This is a genomic window from Nocardioides conyzicola (assembly GCF_039543825.1).
In the GTDB taxonomy this organism is placed as follows: Bacteria; Actinomycetota; Actinomycetes; order Propionibacteriales; family Nocardioidaceae; genus Nocardioides; species Nocardioides conyzicola.
Genome location: NZ_BAABKM010000002.1, coordinates 2,924,390 through 2,938,704 on the forward strand (window position 1 = coordinate 2,924,390; position 14,315 = coordinate 2,938,704).

Consider the following 14,315-nt stretch of genomic DNA (forward strand, 5'->3'; position numbering starts at 1 on the left):
CGGCCGAGGCTAGGCAACGCTTGTTTCAGGCGTGTTCCACGCCGGGTCCCGCGATCAGCTGTAGAGGCGGTCCACCACGTCGGAGTACTTCGTGTTGACCACGCGCCGCTTGAGCTTGAGCGTCGGGGTGAGCTCCTCGGACTCGGCGGTCCACTCGACGCCGAGCAGCTCGAACGACTTCACCTGCTCGGGGCGGGAGAGCCGCTCGTTGGCGGCGTCGACGGCCTGCTGCACCATCGCCCGGATCTCCGGCTTCTCGGCGAGGTCGGCGAGGTCGGTGAACTCAATGCCCATCTGCTGCGCCATGATCGGCGCGATCTCGCCGTCGAGGGTGAGGATCGCGACGACGTAGGGGCGGCTGTCGCCGATCGCCATGGCGTGGCCGATGAGCGGGGACTCCTTGAGGAAGTTCTCGATGTTGGACGGCGCGACGTTCTTGCCGGCGGAGGTGATGATCAGCTCCTTCTTGCGGTCGACCACGGCGAAGAAGCCGTCGTCGTCCAAGGTGCCGATGTCGCCGGTGTGCAGCCAGCCGTCGTCGTCGATGAGCGCGTGTGTGGCCTCGTCCTGCAGGTGGTAGCCCGGGGTGTTCACCGGACCGCGGACCAGGATCTCGCCGTCCTCGCCGAGCGTGATCTCCATGCCCGGGTTGGCCCGGCCGACGGTGCCGAGCTTGAACCCGCCCGGGCCGTTGGCGGTGACCGCACCGCAGGTCTCGGTCATGCCGTAGACGTCGTAGACCTTGAGCCCGAGGCCGGCCATGAACTTCGCGACGTCGAGCGGCATCGGCGCGGCGGCGGAGCCGGCCCACGTCACCTGGTCGAGCCCGAGCAGCAGCTTGAGGAACCCGAGGATCCCCTCCTCCGCCTGGCGGTAGCCCTCCTCGATCTCCGGCGTCATCACGCCACCGACCTCCTGGGCCTCGACCCAGGCGAGCGCGGCCGCCATGGCGGTCTCCACCATCTCGCGGTTGTCGGGATCGGCGGCGAGCTTGGCGGACAGCCCGGTCTTCATCTTCTCCCACACCCGGGGGACGCCGAAGAACATCGTCGGGTGCACCTCGCCGAGGGTGGCGAGCAGCTGCGCCGGGTCGCCGATCGCGTGCACGTGCCCGCCGATGACCTGCGGACCGTAGAGCCCGAGGACCCGCTCGGCGATGTGGGCGAGCGGCAGGTAGCTGACGCCCGTCTGCGGCTCCGTCAGGCCGGACGACTCCTGGGTGCTGACGGTCTCGAAGAGCACGTTGTGGTGGGTCAGCACGACACCCTTGGGACTGCCCGTCGTGCCGGAGGTGTAGAGGATCGTCGCGGGAGACTCCGGGGTGAGCTCGGCGGCCCGCTCCTCGACCACGCGCGGGTGCGCGGCGCGGTACGCCGCCCCGGCGGCCACGAGACCGTCCCAGTCCTCGTCGATCATCACGACCGTGCGGACGCTGTCGACCTCGTCGAGGGCCTTGGCCCAGCGGGCCTTGTGGTCGGCGTTCTCGAGGAAGATCACCGTCGGCCGGGCCTGGCCCGCGATGTAGGCGATCTGCTCGGGGGACAGCGTGTTGTAGATCGACATCGGCGTCGCCGCGGCATGCACGGCACCCATGTCGGCCAGGAAGTGCTCCATCCGGTTGTTGGCCATGATCGCGACCGTGTCGCCCGTCTGCACCCCCGCCTCGATCAGCCCGGCAGCGAGGTCGAGGGCGAGCTCACGCGTCTCGGTCCAGGTGAGCGTGCGCCAGGTCTCGCCCTCCGGCACGTGGTGCTTGTCGGAGTACGCCGGCTGGGCGCCGTACTGCGCAACGGTGTCGGCCAGGGCGTCGACGAGGGTGCGGCCCTCGACCTCCGCCTGGATGCGGGCTCGCTCGGTGAGTACGGCGTCGGACATGGAGCATCTCCTCGGGGAAACGACAGCTCAGTGGCGTGCGTCACAGGGTAGCGGCGGATCAAATTCCGAGGGAGCGTCCGATGATCTCCTTCTGGATCTCGGTCGTGCCGCCGTAGATCGTCTGGATCCGGCTGTCCGTGAAGGCCTTCGCGATCGGGTACTCCATCATGTAGCCGTAGCCGCCGTGCAGCTGGACGCCGGCGTCGACGACCTGCTTCTGCAGCTCCGTGGTCCACCACTTCGCCATCGACGCCAGGGCGGGGTCGACCTCGCCGGCGTTGAGCTTGAGGATGCAGTCGTTGATGAAGACCCGCGCGATGTGGGCGTGCGTCGCCATCTCGGCCAGCACGAAGCGGTTGTGCTGGAAGGACCCGATCGGCTTGCCGAAAGCGGTGCGCTCCTTGGCGTAGGCCAGCGAGATGTCGAGGACGTGCTCGATCGCGGCGACCGCCATCGCGGCGATCGAGATCCGCTCCTGGCCGAGGTTCATCATCAGCGAGATGAAGCCCGAGCCCTCCTCGCCGAGGAGGTTCTCCTTGGGCACCTCGACGTTGTCGAAGAAGAGCTCGGCCGTGTCCTGGGCCTTCATGCCGACCTTGTCGAGGTTGCGGCCGCGCTCGAAGCCCGGCATGCCGCGCTCGACCACGAGCAGGCTGATGCCCTTGTGGCCCGCCTCGGGGTCGGTGCGACAGACCACGATGACCAGGTCGGACAGGATGCCGTTGCTGATGAACGTCTTCGAGCCGTTGAGCACGTAGTGATCGCCCTTGTCGACGGCCGACGTGCGGATGCCCTGCAGGTCGCTGCCGGCGCCGGGCTCGGTCATCGCGATCGACGAGATGATCTCGCCGCTGACGAGGCCGGGCAGCCAGCGCTGCTTCTGCTCGTCGGTCCCCAGTGCGGAGATGTAGGGGACGATGATGTCGCTGTGCACCGGGAAGCCGGGGCCGCTCGCGCCGACCCGGGCCATCTCCTCGGCCACGACCGTGTTGTAGCGGAAGTCCTTGACCCCGGCCCCGCCGTACTCCTCGTCGACGTCGAAGCAGAGCAGCCCGGCCTCGCCCGCCTTGGTCCAGACCTCGCGGCTGACCTGGCCGTCCTTCTCCCACTGGTCGTGGAAGGGGACGACCTCCTTCTCCAGGAAGGTGCGGACGGAGGAGCGGAAGTCCTCGTGCTCCTGCTCGTAGATGCTCGGTCGAGTGCTCATCAGCTGACCCATTCCTTGATCTGCGCGACGGTGGCCACCGGGTCGTCCGACACGGGGGAGATCTGCAGGTTGGTGACGCCGGCCTCGCGGAAGGCGGCGATCCGCTCCTGGACGTACGACGCCGGGCCGACCAGGTTGCCTGCCTCGAGCCACTCGGTGGGGACGAGGGCCTCGGCGTCGCGCTTGTTGCCGTCCAGGTAGAGGTCCTGGATCTGCTTCGCCTCCTTCTCGTACCCGTAGTGGCAGGCGAGCTCGTTGTAGAAGTTCTTGCCGCGGGCGCCCATGCCGCCGACGTACAGCGCGTACATCGGGCGCATGAAGTCGAGCAGCGCCTTCGTCTCGGGACCCTCGCCGATCGCGACCATGCCGCCGGCGGAGATCTCGAGCGGGGCCAGGTCGGCGGAGCGCTTGGCGGTGCCCTTGGCGAGCGCGTCCCCCCAGACGGTCGTGGCCTTCTCGGGCAGGAAGAGGAAGGGCAGCCAGCCGTCGGCGACCTCGGCGGTCATCGCCACGTTGTTGTCGCCGAGCGACGCGACCCAGATCGGGATGGTGTTGCGCTCCACCTTGGTGAGGATCTTGAGCGGCTTGCCGAGGCCGAGGCCCTGGTCGGCGGGGAGCGGCAGGGTGAAGATCTTGCCCTGGTGCTCGAGGCGCTCGCGGCGCAGGCCCTGGCGCAGGATCTGGATGACCTCGCGGGTGCGGCCGAGCGGCCGGTCGTAGGGCAGGCCGTGGAAGCCCTCGATCACCTGCGGGCCGGAGGCGCCGAGGCCGATCACGGCGCGGCCGCCGGACACGTTGTCGAGGCCGGCCGCGGTCTGCAGCAGCGCGCTCGGCGTACGCGAGAAGACGTTGAGGATGCCGGCGCCGATCTCGATGGTCTCGGTCTTGGCGGCCAGGTAGCCCATCAGCGTGGGGGAGTCGAAACCGTAGGCCTCGGCGACCCAGACGGTGTCCAGCCCCGCCTTCTCCAGGCCGACGACCTGGTCGGCGGCCTCGCGTGGGTTGCCGGAGTACAGGAGCGGTGTCGAGAGCTTCATTGTGACAGCATAACTGTCACGGTCGTGCCGGGGTCAACGGCCCGTCTCGACCATCCTGCCGATCTGGATGTGGACGATGCGGAAGACCCCCTGCTGGTCCCGGCCGAGGGTGAAGGTCGCCTCCCGCCCCGTAACGCGCTGGAGGTGACGAAAGGTTGTCAGCCGGGTCCCGCACGACACGCCGCTTGCTCCCGGCGAGTCGTGCGGGTTTCGGCGGCCAGCCGGTGAAACCCGCGGCCAGCCAGGTGAAACCCGCGGCCAGCAAGGTGAAACCCGCGATCAGCCGCGCCCGTGCCAGCTGTCCCAGAGGGCGGCGTACGAGCCGCCGGCGGCGACCAGCTCGTCGTGCGAGCCGAGCTCGGCGATCCGGCCGTCCTCGACGACGGCGACCCGGTCGGCGTCGTGGGCCGAGAAGAGCCGGTGCGCGATCGCGATGACCGTGCGGCCCTCCAGTACGGCGGCCAGCGACCGCTCCAGGTGCCGGGCGGCCCGCGGGTCGATGAGCGACGTGGCCTCGTCGAGCACCAGCGTGTGCGGGTCGGCGAGCACCAGGCGGGCCAGCGCGATCTGCTGGGCCTGGGCGGCGGTGACCGCGCGACCGCCGGAGCCGACCTCGGTGTCGAGCCCCTCGGGCAGCGCGTCGACCCAGTCGAGCGCGTCGACGGCGTCGAGCGCGCCGCGGACGTCGTCGTCGGTGGAGCCGGGCCGGGCGAGCACGAGGTTCTCCCGCACGGATCCCACGAACACGTGGTGCTCCTGGGTCACCAGCGCGACGTGGCCGCGCAGGTCGTCGAGCGGCAGCTCGGTGAGGCCGACCCCGCCGACCGTGACCGCCCCGGTGCGCGGCGGGTGGATGCCCGCGAGCAGCCGGCCGAGCGTCGACTTGCCGGCGCCCGACGGGCCGACCATCGCGATCCGCTCACCGACCCCGACGGTGAGGTCGACGCCGTGCAGCACGTCGCGACCCTCGACGTACGAGAAGCGCACGTCGTCGGCTGCGATCTGCTCGCCCACGGGCTCGCGGCCGCTGACCTCGCGGTCGTCGGGCACCTGGGCGACGCCGAGCAGCCGGGCGAGCGACGCGGCACCGAGCTGGATCTCGTCGAGGATCGAGACGATCCGGTCCACCGGGTCGATCAGCATCTGCACGTAGAGCGTCGCGGCGGTCACCGCGCCCAGCGACACCTGCCCCTGCGTGTAGAGGTAGCCGCCGAAGAGCAGCGTCGCCACCGTCGGGATCAGGTAGGCGATCTCCATGTTGGGGAAGAAGACGGTGCGCAGGTAGAGCGTGTAGCGCTCGGCCCAGTACGACGTCCGGATGTCCTCGTCCATCGCGTCGATGCGCCGCTGGCCGAGGCGGAGCGCCTCCACCGTGCGGGCGCCCTCGACGGTCTCGGTGAGGGTCGCGTTGATGGTCGAGTACGTCGCGCTCTCGCGCAGGTAGCCGTCCTTGGCGCGGGCGAGGTACCAGCGCAGCCCGATCACCAGCGGAGGTACGCCGAGCAGGCAGGGCAGCGCCACCCACCAGCCGACGCTGATCGCGGCGACGAACGTGAGGATCGCCGTGACGACCGCGATCGTCCACTCGGGCAGCGCCATCCGCACCGACCAGCCGAGCTGGTCGACGTCGCGGCTCGTCCGGGTGAGCAGGTCGCCGGAGCCGGCGTCCTCGACGACGCCGACCGGGAGGGCGAGCGTGTTGTCGACGAAGTCCTCGCGGAGCTCGGCCAGCACCTGCTCGCCGAGCACCTGGCTGAGGTAGCGGGCGAAGCGGGTGAGCACGGTCTGCGCGACCAGGAACGCCGCGAGCAGGCCGATGATCCGGTCGACGTGGCCCACGGTCGTCCCCTGCTCCACGGCCTCGACCAGGCCGCCCAGCAGGCGCGGTGCGGCGAGGGCGGCGAGGGCGGCGGAGACGTGCAGGGCGAGCGCGCCGTACAGCATCTTCGGGTGCCGGCGGGCCAGCGCGGCGACGTACCGGCGGACCGTGCGGGTGTCGGCGACGGGGAGGTGCGTCGTCATCGGGGTCCCTGCGGCGTTGTCTGCGGAGGAGCGAAGCGGAGGAGCGGGGAACGTCGTGGGGTGATCATCGCGTCGTCACCTCCAGCTCGGACTCGCGGGTGACGACGCGGCGGTACGCCGGGCTGGTCTCGAGCAGCTCGGTGTGGGTGCCGACCGCGACGATCCGCCCGCCGTCGAGGAGCGCGACCGTGTCCGCGGCGTCGAGCATCAGCGGGCTGGTGGAGGTGACCACGGTCGTGCGCCCCTCGCGGTGGCCGCGCAGCCGGGACGCGATCCGGGCCTCGGTGTGGGCGTCGACGGCCGAGGTCGGCTCGACGAGCACCAGGATCTCGGGGTCGGTGGTGAGCGCCCGGGCCAGCACCAGCCGCTGCCGCTGGCCGCCGGAGAAGGTGCGTCCACGCTCGGCGACCACCGTGTCCAGGCCGTCGGGCAGTGCCTCGAGCACGTCGGCCGCCGAGGCGGTGTCGAGGGCGCGGGCGACGTCGCCACGTCCCGACAGGTCGAGGCCGTCGCCCAACCGGCCGGAGAAGAACATCGCGGCGGTGTCGGAGACGACGATCCGCTCGCGGACCTCGGTGGGGTGCAGCGAGGTGAGGGGTACGCCGCCGAGCCGCACCTCGTCGTCGACCGGGGACGCGGCCATCCCGAGCCGGTCGGCGAGCTCGGCGGAGTCGTCCGGCTGCTCGCTGACGATGGCGGTCAGCAGCCCGGCGCGTACGACGAGCCCGGTGCGGGTGTCGACCAGGTCGGAGCCGGCGGCCGGCGACGGCGCGATCTCGGCGGGCACCGTGACCTCGGGCTCGAGCGAGAGCACGTGCACGATCCGGGTCGCCGCGACCCGGGCGCGGATGACCTTGTTGGCGTACTCCGTCGCGGTGCGCAGCGGGATCATCAGGAAGGCCGAGTAGCCGTAGAACGCGACCAGCTCGCCGGGCGTGATCGAGCCCTCCACGGCGTACCTCGCGCCGATCCAGACCACGACCACGACGAAGAGGCCGGGCAGGAAGACCTGCAGGGCGTCGAGCACCGACTGCAGCTTGGCGACCTGGACGCCGGCGGTCCGGGTGGTCTGCGACTCGCGGCGGTAGCGGTCGGCGAAGACCTGCTCGCCGCCGATGCCGCGCAGGACGCGGAGGCCGCCGACGATGTCGCTGGCGGTGTTGGAGAGCCGGCCCATCAGGTGGCGCTGGTGGGCGGCGCGGCGCTGGAGCGGGCCGAGGATCGGTGCGACCCCGAGCATCAGCAGCGGCACGCCGACCAGCACGACGAGGCCGAGCGTCACGGAGGTGTTGAGCAGGATCACCGAGACCACGAAGAACGACACGACCGCACCCGCGAACCGCGCGGACACGTCCATGACCTGTCCGACGTGCGACAGGTCGTTGGTGCCGATCGCGACGACCTCGCCGGTCGACACCTTGCGCGGGAGCGTGCCGCCGAGGCGGGTGGCCTGGCGGGTGACGAGCTGGACGACGCGGTACGCCGCGATCAGCCAGTTGGTCACCGCGAACCGGTGCCGCATGATGCCGGCGACCGCCTGGACCAGCCCGATCGCGAAGAGCACGGCGGCCCACTCGAGCAGCTGCCCGCGGTCCTTGGCGGCGATGCCGTCGTCGATGGCGTGACCGATCACGGCCGGCATCACGGCCTGCGCGCTCATCCAGACGATGCCGAAGAACATCCCGCCGACGAGGGTGCGCCACTGCTGCCGCGCCATCCACCACAGGAAGCCGCCGGGTGTGCCGGTCTCCGCTTCACCGGGATGGTCGAGGGGGAGTCTGCGCACTCCAGGACGCTAACGACTCAACCCCTTCGTCAGCGAATTGTTTTCGCGGTGACGGGCGTCACCCGCTCGTGATCGTCTCGAGCATCCCGCAGGTCGCCCGCGCGAAGTCGATCGCGTTCTTCGCCCCCGGGACGCTCATCCGCAAGGTGATCTGGCCGGGCCTGCCGTCGAGGTGCAGGGCGATCTTGAACGCCGTCGCGCCGCCGGACTCCTGGAAGGCGTGGGCATCGCACCGGTTGGGCTTCAGCGGCAGCTCGATCCGGCTGGGGGCGTCGGTGCCCCTGATCGTGGCGTCCGGCCGCCAGGCGTCGGAGCCCACCGGGGCGAGCACGGGAGTGCCGGACACCGTGTCGATGGTCAGCGTGGCGCCCGCGACACCGGTGGGGCGTACGACGAGGGTCAGTGTGCTCGGGTCGCCCACCTTGCCGTCGAACGGCACCTGGTCGTCCCACGAGAGGTCCGCGACCTTGGCCACGGCGATCTCGAGGCACCGAGACGTCGCGTACCGGCCGGCCACGTTGGTCTCGTCCGCGACCGGGACGGTGACGGACGTCCCGCCGTACTCGACCGTGACGGTGCCGGACCCCTTCGGGTGCCCGCACGCGGGCCGGGACGGGAGGTAGAGCGGGAAGCCGCGCTCGGACTGCGACGGGATGAAGCGCCCCTCGAGCCGGGTGCCGGTCAGCGTCGTCCGGTAGCGCGGGTCGCGGTAGGTGATGCGGGTCGGGGTGATCCGGTCCGCGGTGTCGTTGTCGATCCACACCTCCATCCGGCCGGCGGCGGCGTCACGGGAGGACTGCCGCATGTCGGCGACCAGCTTCCCCGTGGGCGGCGGCTGGGTCGGCATCGGCAGCGGGCTCAGCGTGCGGATCGACCTCGACGGCGATGGCTCGGGAGAGCTCCCCGAGGTGCTCGAGGTGCCGGAGCAGGCGGACAGCGCCACCAGGAGGAGCCCGACGGCGACCGCCGCGTTCCGGCGTGGCCTCGTCACGTTCATCGGCGTCCTCACGCCGCCATCGTCGCGCACGTCGGACCGCGACGTCCTGCGAAGCCGCTGAGGGGTTTCGCGGCGGTCCCTCGGGTCAGACTGCCCTGATGATGAGACATCGGGCCGCGGTCGTGGTCGCCGCCCTCCTCGTCGGGCTGGCGGCGGGGTGTGGTGGTTCGGACGACGTCGAATCCGCGGGCCAGCCGAGCGGCACTCCCGCCGCCACCGTCAGCCTCGCGCCGCCGTCGTCCTTCGCCGACCTCTGTGACCGGGTGACCCAGGCCGATCTGTCGGCGGCCGCCGGGGTGGAGCTGTCGCCGGTCGCGTCCGACGATCCGGGGCAGACCTGCACCGCCGAGCCCGGCTCGGAGAGGCTGGCCGTGTCCTGGCGGCTGACGGTGCCGGCCGAGTCGCTCGACCAGGTCGCCACCGACCTCCAGCTCGACCTGGACCGCCGGCCGGTGGAGTTGCCCGGCCACGTGGCGGCGGTGCTGCTGACCGGCGACCTGATGGACCAGCGGATCGCGCGGGTGGTCACGGTCACCGGTGGTCACACGGTCATGGTCGACGCCACGGCGAGCCGGCTCGACGACCGGGCCGCGGACGACGCACGCCTCGAGCGAGTGGCGCGGGAGGTGGCGGCGGCGTACGCCAGGTGAGCTCAGCCGGCGAGTCCGTCGACGACCTCGGCACCCGGCAGCTCGGCGGCGAGCCGGCCCGGGATGAGCAGCTTGGACCTGCGTACGCCGGAGCCGATCACCGCGACCTCGATGCCGAGGACCCGGGTGTCGACCAGCAGTCGCCACCCCTCGGGCAGCCCGACCGGTGTGATCCCGCCGTACTCCATGCCCGACTCCTCGACCGCACGGTCCATCGACAGGAACGACGCCTTGCGCACGTCGAGCGTCCGCTTCACCAGGTTGTTGACGTCCGCGCGGGTGTCGGCGCGCACCAGGCAGGCGGCGACCCGCTCCTCGCCGTCGCGCCGACCTCCGACCACGACGCAGTTGGCGCCGGTGTCGAGGCCGAGGTCGTAGGCCTCCGACATCGCCGCGGTGTCCGCGATCGCGGGGTCGATCTCGACGACGCCGACCTCGCCGGCGTACGCCCAGCCGCGCAGCGCGGCTGCCACCGAGGGGGCCAGCAGGTCGGGGCGGTCCAGGGCGGGCACGGTCTCGAGTCGGCCCAGGGTGGGGGTGCTCATGGGGTCCATCTTGATGCACGGCCGGGAGCCCTCGCCGGTTATGCTCGCGAGCGAGAAGGACCGGCACACCAGGGGCACACGAGGGGCGGACGACGGCATGGCACGCGGTGACCATGTCTACGTCCATCGCGGCCGCTACAGCCACCACGGGATCGACTGCGGTGACGGGACGGTGATCCACTACGTCCGGCCGCGGGTCGGCGTCCGCCGGGTCGCCCGGACCGCCTTCCAGGAGCTCGCGGGCGACGCGAAGGTGCACGTTCGCGCGTACGACGAGCGCGTGAGCCCCGACGAGACGATCCGCAACGCCGAGTCCCGCCTCGGTACGGCGAACTACCACCTGCTGCGCAACAACTGCGAGCACTTCGCGGCGTGGTGCTGCACCGGCCGCGCCGTCAGCGCGCAGGTCCGGCGGTGGCTGCTGGGCGCCCAGGGTGCGCTCGCGTCGTTCGTGGCGGCCGAGTCGATGGGCGCCCACCTCGCCCTGCTGGGCGCCGGGGCCGGCCTGGTAGCCGTGGTGCGGCCGATGGGCCGCCGGCGACGGTGGCAGCGGGCGACGTTCGTGGCCGAGGGTGTCGACGCGCACCCGATGGCCTCCTAGTGCCGACCGCCCCCGGGGTCGGCCTCACCCGACGCCTCCTCGGTGAGGTCCTCCGCTTCCTCGCCGTCGGTGGCCTCGCCACCGCGGTGTCGCTGATCGGCTTCAACGCCCTGGTCCACGGGACGCTGGTGCACGCGGCGCCGATGCACGACCAGCCCCTCGCGGCGTACGTCCTGGTCAACGTCCTCGCCGGCGCCGTCGCCTACGTGGGTATGCGGCTGTGGGCCTTCGGCCAGCGCGAGACCGCGGACCCGATGGAGAGCCTGGTGCGGTTCTTCGTCCTGGGTGCCGCGACGATGCTGATCCCGGTCGCCTGCCTGGCGGTCAGCCGCTACGTGCTGGGGCTGAGCGGGGCGCTGGCCGACAACATCTCGGCCAACGTGATCGGCCTCGGCCTGAGCACGGTGGCCCGGTTCTTCGCCTTCCGGCGCTACGTCTTCCTCGACGTCACCCCGCCGGTGGTCGAGCCCCGCGGCGCCTGACCGGGACTAGCTCGACCGTGGCGTGTCGGAGTCGGGGCGGGCCGGCTTGTCGTCGGCGGAGATCTCCTCCTTGAAGATCCGCAGCGCCCGGCCGCTGCCGCGCGCCAGCTCGGGCAGCTTCTTCGCGCCGAAGAGGAAGACCAGCACGACCAGCAAGATCAGCACCTCGGGTGCTCCCACGTCCACGCTCGCACGCTACTCCCGCCGGCCAACCCCCGAATGACCTTGCGCTGGTCACCGGGCGTTCACGTCGCTCGTGCCGTGCGGTCACGACCGCGGGCTGTGCTCGCAGCATGCGGCAGGCTGACCCTCTCGTCATTGCACACCGTGGCGCATCGGGCTACCGCCCGGAGCACACGCTCGCGTCGTACCGCCTGGCGATCGCGCTCGGCGCCGACTACGTCGAGCCCGACCTCGTGTCCACGAAGGACGGCGTCCTGGTCGCGCGGCACGAGGCCGAGATCAGCCGGACGACGAACGTGGGGCGGCGCGGGGAGTTCGCGGACCGCCTGACCACCAAGGAGATCGACGGCCGCGCCGTGTCGGGCTGGTTCGTCGAGGACTTCACGCTCGCGGAGCTCAAGACGCTGCGTGCCGTCGAGCGGCTGCCGGAGCTGCGACCGCAGAACACGCGGTTCGACGGGCGGTACGACATCCCGACGTTCGACGAGATCCTCGGGCTGGTGGCGGTCGAGTCGGAGCGGCTCGGCCGCGAGATCGGCGTCTACCCGGAGACGAAGAGCCCGGCGCACTTCGCCGGCCTCGGCCTCGCGCTGGAGGAGCCGCTGCTGGACACGCTCTCCGTCCACGGGTACGGCGCACCCGAGGCCCCTGTCTTCATCCAGTCCTTCGACCCCACCAACCTCCAGTGGCTGCGGTCACGCACCGGGCTGCCGCTGGTCCAGCTGGTCGAGGCCACCGGTCGGGTCGACCTGGTGACCTCGACCGGCCTGCGGCGCGTGGCGCAGTGGGCCGATGCCGTCGGCGTGGCCAAGGACCTGGTCCTGCCGCGGCACCCGGGGACCGGCACGATCGGCGACCCGTCGTCGCTGGTGGCCGACGCGCACGCGGCCGGCCTGCAGGTCCACGTGTGGACCATGCGCGACGAGAACGCCTTCCTGCCCACCGGCTACCGACGCGGCGAGAGCCCGTCCGACCCCGGTGACTCGATCGAGGAGACGCAGGCGTTCCTCGACGCAGGGGTGGACGGGCTCTTCACGGACCAGCCGGACACGACGCTCGAGGCCAGGCGGCTTCACGCCTCCGGCATGAGGATCCAGGCGGCGATGTAGGCCAGGGCGGCCGTGCCGCCCGTGAAGATCGTCGCGACGACGACGAGGAGCCGGACCAGGGTCGGGTCGAGCCCGAGGTAGTCGGCGATGCCGGAGCTCACCCCGCCGACCATCCGGTCGTCGCGGCGGCGGGTGAGGCGCTTGCTGGTGATGGCGTTCATCGGTTCTCCTCGTCGGTCTCGGTCTCCAGGACCGAGGTGTCGGTGGTGGTGTCGGTGCTGGTGTCAGGGGTGCTCGGGGAGTCGGCCGGCGGGATCCAGCCGACCTGGCGGGTGGTCCAGCGCTTGCTGCCGGACAGGCCGATGACGAGCAGGCCGGCGAGGCCCGCCAGCACCCACGGCAGCGGCAGCAGCCAGCGCACGTCGCCGTCGCCGACGACGTCACCCTGGATCAGGGCCCAGACGCCGACCAGGCCGAGGAAGGCGATCCCCATGACCAGGTGGCCGACGTTGACGGGGTGGCGTGCCGACTCGCGGTCGGTGGAGATGACGTTCATCGGTGCACCTCGATCTGCCCGACGCTGAGCTGGGCGTTGATGGTGATCGCGGGGTCGGTGGCCGACCCGTTGAACTCGTTCTGCGAGATGTCGATCCCGCCGTGCTCCTGGCCGAAGAGCTCGATGTTGCCCGGACCGTTCACGTCGGCGTTAACGGTGGCGGCGAGGCCGCGCGGCAGGATCACCTCGAGGTGCCCGAAGTCGGCGTCCAGCTCGATGGTGCGTCCGTCCAGCGCCGCCACGTCGGAGACGTCGCGCAGGTCGAGGACGATCTCGCCGGCATCGATGCGGTAGCTGTCCCGGAGGCCCGCGGACGAGGTGGGCGTCGGGGTGAGCGTCTCGCCGTCCCAGCGATCGGCGGCTGTGGTGCCGGCCAGGACGACGGACGCGACCAGGCCCACGGCGATGATGCCGCCGGCTCGGCCGAAGAAGGAGCCGACCAGCAGCATCACGCCGCAGATCGCCACCGCGAGGGCCGGGTACGCGGGGCTGGCGATGTTCGCGCCGGCCAGGTCGGCGATGCCGAGGATGCCCTCGGCGAGCGCGATCAGGGCGAGCGTGAACCAGAAGAGGATCGGCCCGCGCTTGCGGGGGTTCGGCACCCGCTGGATGACCGGCGGCGCGACGTACGGCGGCGGCTGCGGCGGGTAGTAGGCCGGCGCGGGCGCGGCGGCGTACGGGTTCGCCTGCTCGGGAGCGGCGTACGTCGGTGCGTACGTCGGGGGGTACGTCGGCGCGCCGGGAGGCACCGGTGGGGTGGCCGGGTTGCTGCTGTTGCGGGTGAGCAGCCACAGGGCGATCAGCGCGACGACCGCGAGCGGCCAGGGGAACCAGAAGGCACCGCCCCAGCTGTTGCCGATCAGCGCGAGGGCGGCGAGCCCGCCGACGACGACCAGCACGATCGAGCGGGTGCGCTCGTCGAGGTTGATCGCCGCGCGCTGGTCGTTGTCGCCGGGCACCAGCAGCCAGCAGGCGCCGTACAGGATCAGGCCGGCGCCGCCGAAGAAGACCAGCACCACGAACGCGACGCGCAGCACGAGCGGGTCGATGTCGAGGTGGCGTCCGAGGCCGCCTGCGACACCGGCCACCTTGCGGTCGGTGATGGAGCGGCGCAGCCTGCCGAGGTCGCGGATCTGTTCTCCGCTGACCCGGGGGCCGCTGTCCCCGGTGGGGTCCTGCGGCGGCGGGCCGGATGGTGCTTCGGGCGGTGTCGTGGTCATGCCTCAACAGTGCTGTCTCAACGGCCGCGGCACCATCGGGGTCGCCCCTGATCCTCGCCGGGGTGGCGACCCCGGTGGTCAGGGTCCGGCCGGGGTCAGCCCTCA

16 protein-coding genes are annotated in these 14,315 nt (G+C 71.7%); 5 read left to right on the forward strand and 11 right to left on the reverse strand.

Annotation, left to right across the window (positions count from 1 at the left end):
* Positions 1 to 54 precede the first annotated feature (54 nt).
* From ABEA34_RS17250 to ABEA34_RS17275, 6 genes are all read right to left on the reverse strand, one after another.
* Positions 55 to 1,875, reverse strand: a complete 1,821-nt coding sequence (locus tag ABEA34_RS17250) for an AMP-dependent synthetase/ligase (RefSeq protein WP_345522636.1) — start codon at positions 1,873 to 1,875, stop codon at positions 55 to 57.
* Positions 1,876 to 1,933: 58 nt separating this feature from the next.
* Positions 1,934 to 3,082, reverse strand: coding sequence for an acyl-CoA dehydrogenase family protein (locus ABEA34_RS17255; protein ID WP_345522637.1), 1,149 nt, complete (start codon positions 3,080 to 3,082; stop codon positions 1,934 to 1,936).
* Complete coding sequence (locus ABEA34_RS17260; RefSeq protein WP_345522638.1) at positions 3,082 to 4,119, reverse strand: LLM class F420-dependent oxidoreductase; 1,038 nt, start codon at positions 4,117 to 4,119, stop codon at positions 3,082 to 3,084. Before ABEA34_RS17260 ends, ABEA34_RS17255 begins: the two co-directional genes overlap by 1 nt.
* 279 nt (positions 4,120 to 4,398) lie before the next feature.
* A complete protein-coding gene (locus ABEA34_RS17265; RefSeq protein WP_345522639.1) occupies positions 4,399 to 6,141 on the reverse strand; it encodes an ABC transporter ATP-binding protein in 1,743 nt (580 codons plus the stop codon).
* Positions 6,142 to 6,205: 64 nt separating this feature from the next.
* Positions 6,206 to 7,927 (reverse strand): ABC transporter ATP-binding protein, encoded by a 1,722-nt coding sequence (locus ABEA34_RS17270; RefSeq protein WP_345522640.1) that lies wholly within the window; start codon positions 7,925 to 7,927, stop codon positions 6,206 to 6,208.
* Positions 7,928 to 7,985: 58 nt separating this feature from the next.
* Complete coding sequence (locus tag ABEA34_RS17275) at positions 7,986 to 8,732, reverse strand: hypothetical protein (RefSeq protein WP_345522642.1); 747 nt, start codon at positions 8,730 to 8,732, stop codon at positions 7,986 to 7,988.
* On the opposite strand from ABEA34_RS17275, the gene ABEA34_RS17280 reads away from it, so the two are divergent.
* Both ABEA34_RS17280 and ABEA34_RS17285 read left to right on the forward strand, forming a co-directional pair.
* Positions 8,731 to 8,985 (forward strand): hypothetical protein, encoded by a 255-nt coding sequence (locus ABEA34_RS17280; protein ID WP_345522643.1) that lies wholly within the window; start codon positions 8,731 to 8,733, stop codon positions 8,983 to 8,985. The genes ABEA34_RS17275 and ABEA34_RS17280 overlap by 2 nt on opposite strands.
* Before the next feature lie 37 nt (positions 8,986 to 9,022).
* Positions 9,023 to 9,574 carry a hypothetical protein gene (locus ABEA34_RS17285; protein ID WP_345522644.1) on the forward strand — a complete coding sequence of 184 codons (552 nt, stop codon included), beginning with the start codon at positions 9,023 to 9,025 and terminating at the stop codon, positions 9,572 to 9,574.
* A 2-nt stretch (positions 9,575 to 9,576) separates the two neighbouring features.
* Here the strand turns inward: ABEA34_RS17285 and ABEA34_RS17290 are convergent, their stop codons facing one another.
* Positions 9,577 to 10,119: a YbaK/EbsC family protein gene (locus ABEA34_RS17290; RefSeq protein ID WP_425576881.1), complete on the reverse strand. Its 543-nt coding sequence runs from the start codon at positions 10,117 to 10,119 to the stop codon at positions 9,577 to 9,579.
* A 97-nt stretch (positions 10,120 to 10,216) separates the two neighbouring features.
* On the opposite strand from ABEA34_RS17290, the gene ABEA34_RS17295 reads away from it, so the two are divergent.
* Both ABEA34_RS17295 and ABEA34_RS17300 read left to right on the forward strand, forming a co-directional pair.
* Positions 10,217 to 10,720: a lecithin retinol acyltransferase family protein gene (locus ABEA34_RS17295; RefSeq protein WP_345522646.1), complete on the forward strand. Its 504-nt coding sequence runs from the start codon at positions 10,217 to 10,219 to the stop codon at positions 10,718 to 10,720.
* The gene (locus tag ABEA34_RS17300; RefSeq protein WP_345522647.1) at positions 10,720 to 11,202 is read left to right on the forward strand and encodes a GtrA family protein; all 483 of its coding nucleotides are present in this window, start codon (positions 10,720 to 10,722) and stop codon (positions 11,200 to 11,202) included. Before ABEA34_RS17295 ends, ABEA34_RS17300 begins: the two co-directional genes overlap by 1 nt.
* A 6-nt stretch (positions 11,203 to 11,208) precedes the next feature.
* On the opposite strand, the gene tatA is transcribed toward ABEA34_RS17300, so the two are convergent.
* Positions 11,209 to 11,388 (reverse strand): twin-arginine translocase TatA/TatE family subunit, encoded by a 180-nt coding sequence (gene tatA, locus ABEA34_RS17305; RefSeq protein ID WP_345522648.1) that lies wholly within the window; start codon positions 11,386 to 11,388, stop codon positions 11,209 to 11,211.
* 107 nt (positions 11,389 to 11,495) lie between these two features.
* Between tatA and ABEA34_RS17310 the strand changes: the two genes are divergently transcribed.
* A complete protein-coding gene (locus ABEA34_RS17310) occupies positions 11,496 to 12,494 on the forward strand; it encodes a glycerophosphodiester phosphodiesterase (RefSeq protein WP_345522649.1) in 999 nt (332 codons plus the stop codon).
* Here ABEA34_RS17310 and ABEA34_RS17315 read toward each other — a convergent pair.
* From ABEA34_RS17315 to ABEA34_RS17325, 3 genes are read right to left on the reverse strand one after another with little or no spacing between them, the layout of a single operon-like run.
* Positions 12,458 to 12,655, reverse strand: a complete 198-nt coding sequence (locus ABEA34_RS17315; RefSeq protein ID WP_345522650.1) for a PspC domain-containing protein — start codon at positions 12,653 to 12,655, stop codon at positions 12,458 to 12,460. The genes ABEA34_RS17310 and ABEA34_RS17315 overlap by 37 nt on opposite strands.
* Complete coding sequence (locus ABEA34_RS17320; protein WP_345522651.1) at positions 12,652 to 12,990, reverse strand: hypothetical protein; 339 nt, start codon at positions 12,988 to 12,990, stop codon at positions 12,652 to 12,654. The genes ABEA34_RS17315 and ABEA34_RS17320 overlap by 4 nt, the downstream gene beginning before the upstream one ends.
* The gene (locus ABEA34_RS17325) at positions 12,987 to 14,210 is read right to left on the reverse strand and encodes a PspC domain-containing protein (protein ID WP_345522652.1); all 1,224 of its coding nucleotides are present in this window, start codon (positions 14,208 to 14,210) and stop codon (positions 12,987 to 12,989) included. The genes ABEA34_RS17320 and ABEA34_RS17325 overlap by 4 nt, the downstream gene beginning before the upstream one ends.
* Positions 14,211 to 14,315 lie beyond the last annotated feature (105 nt).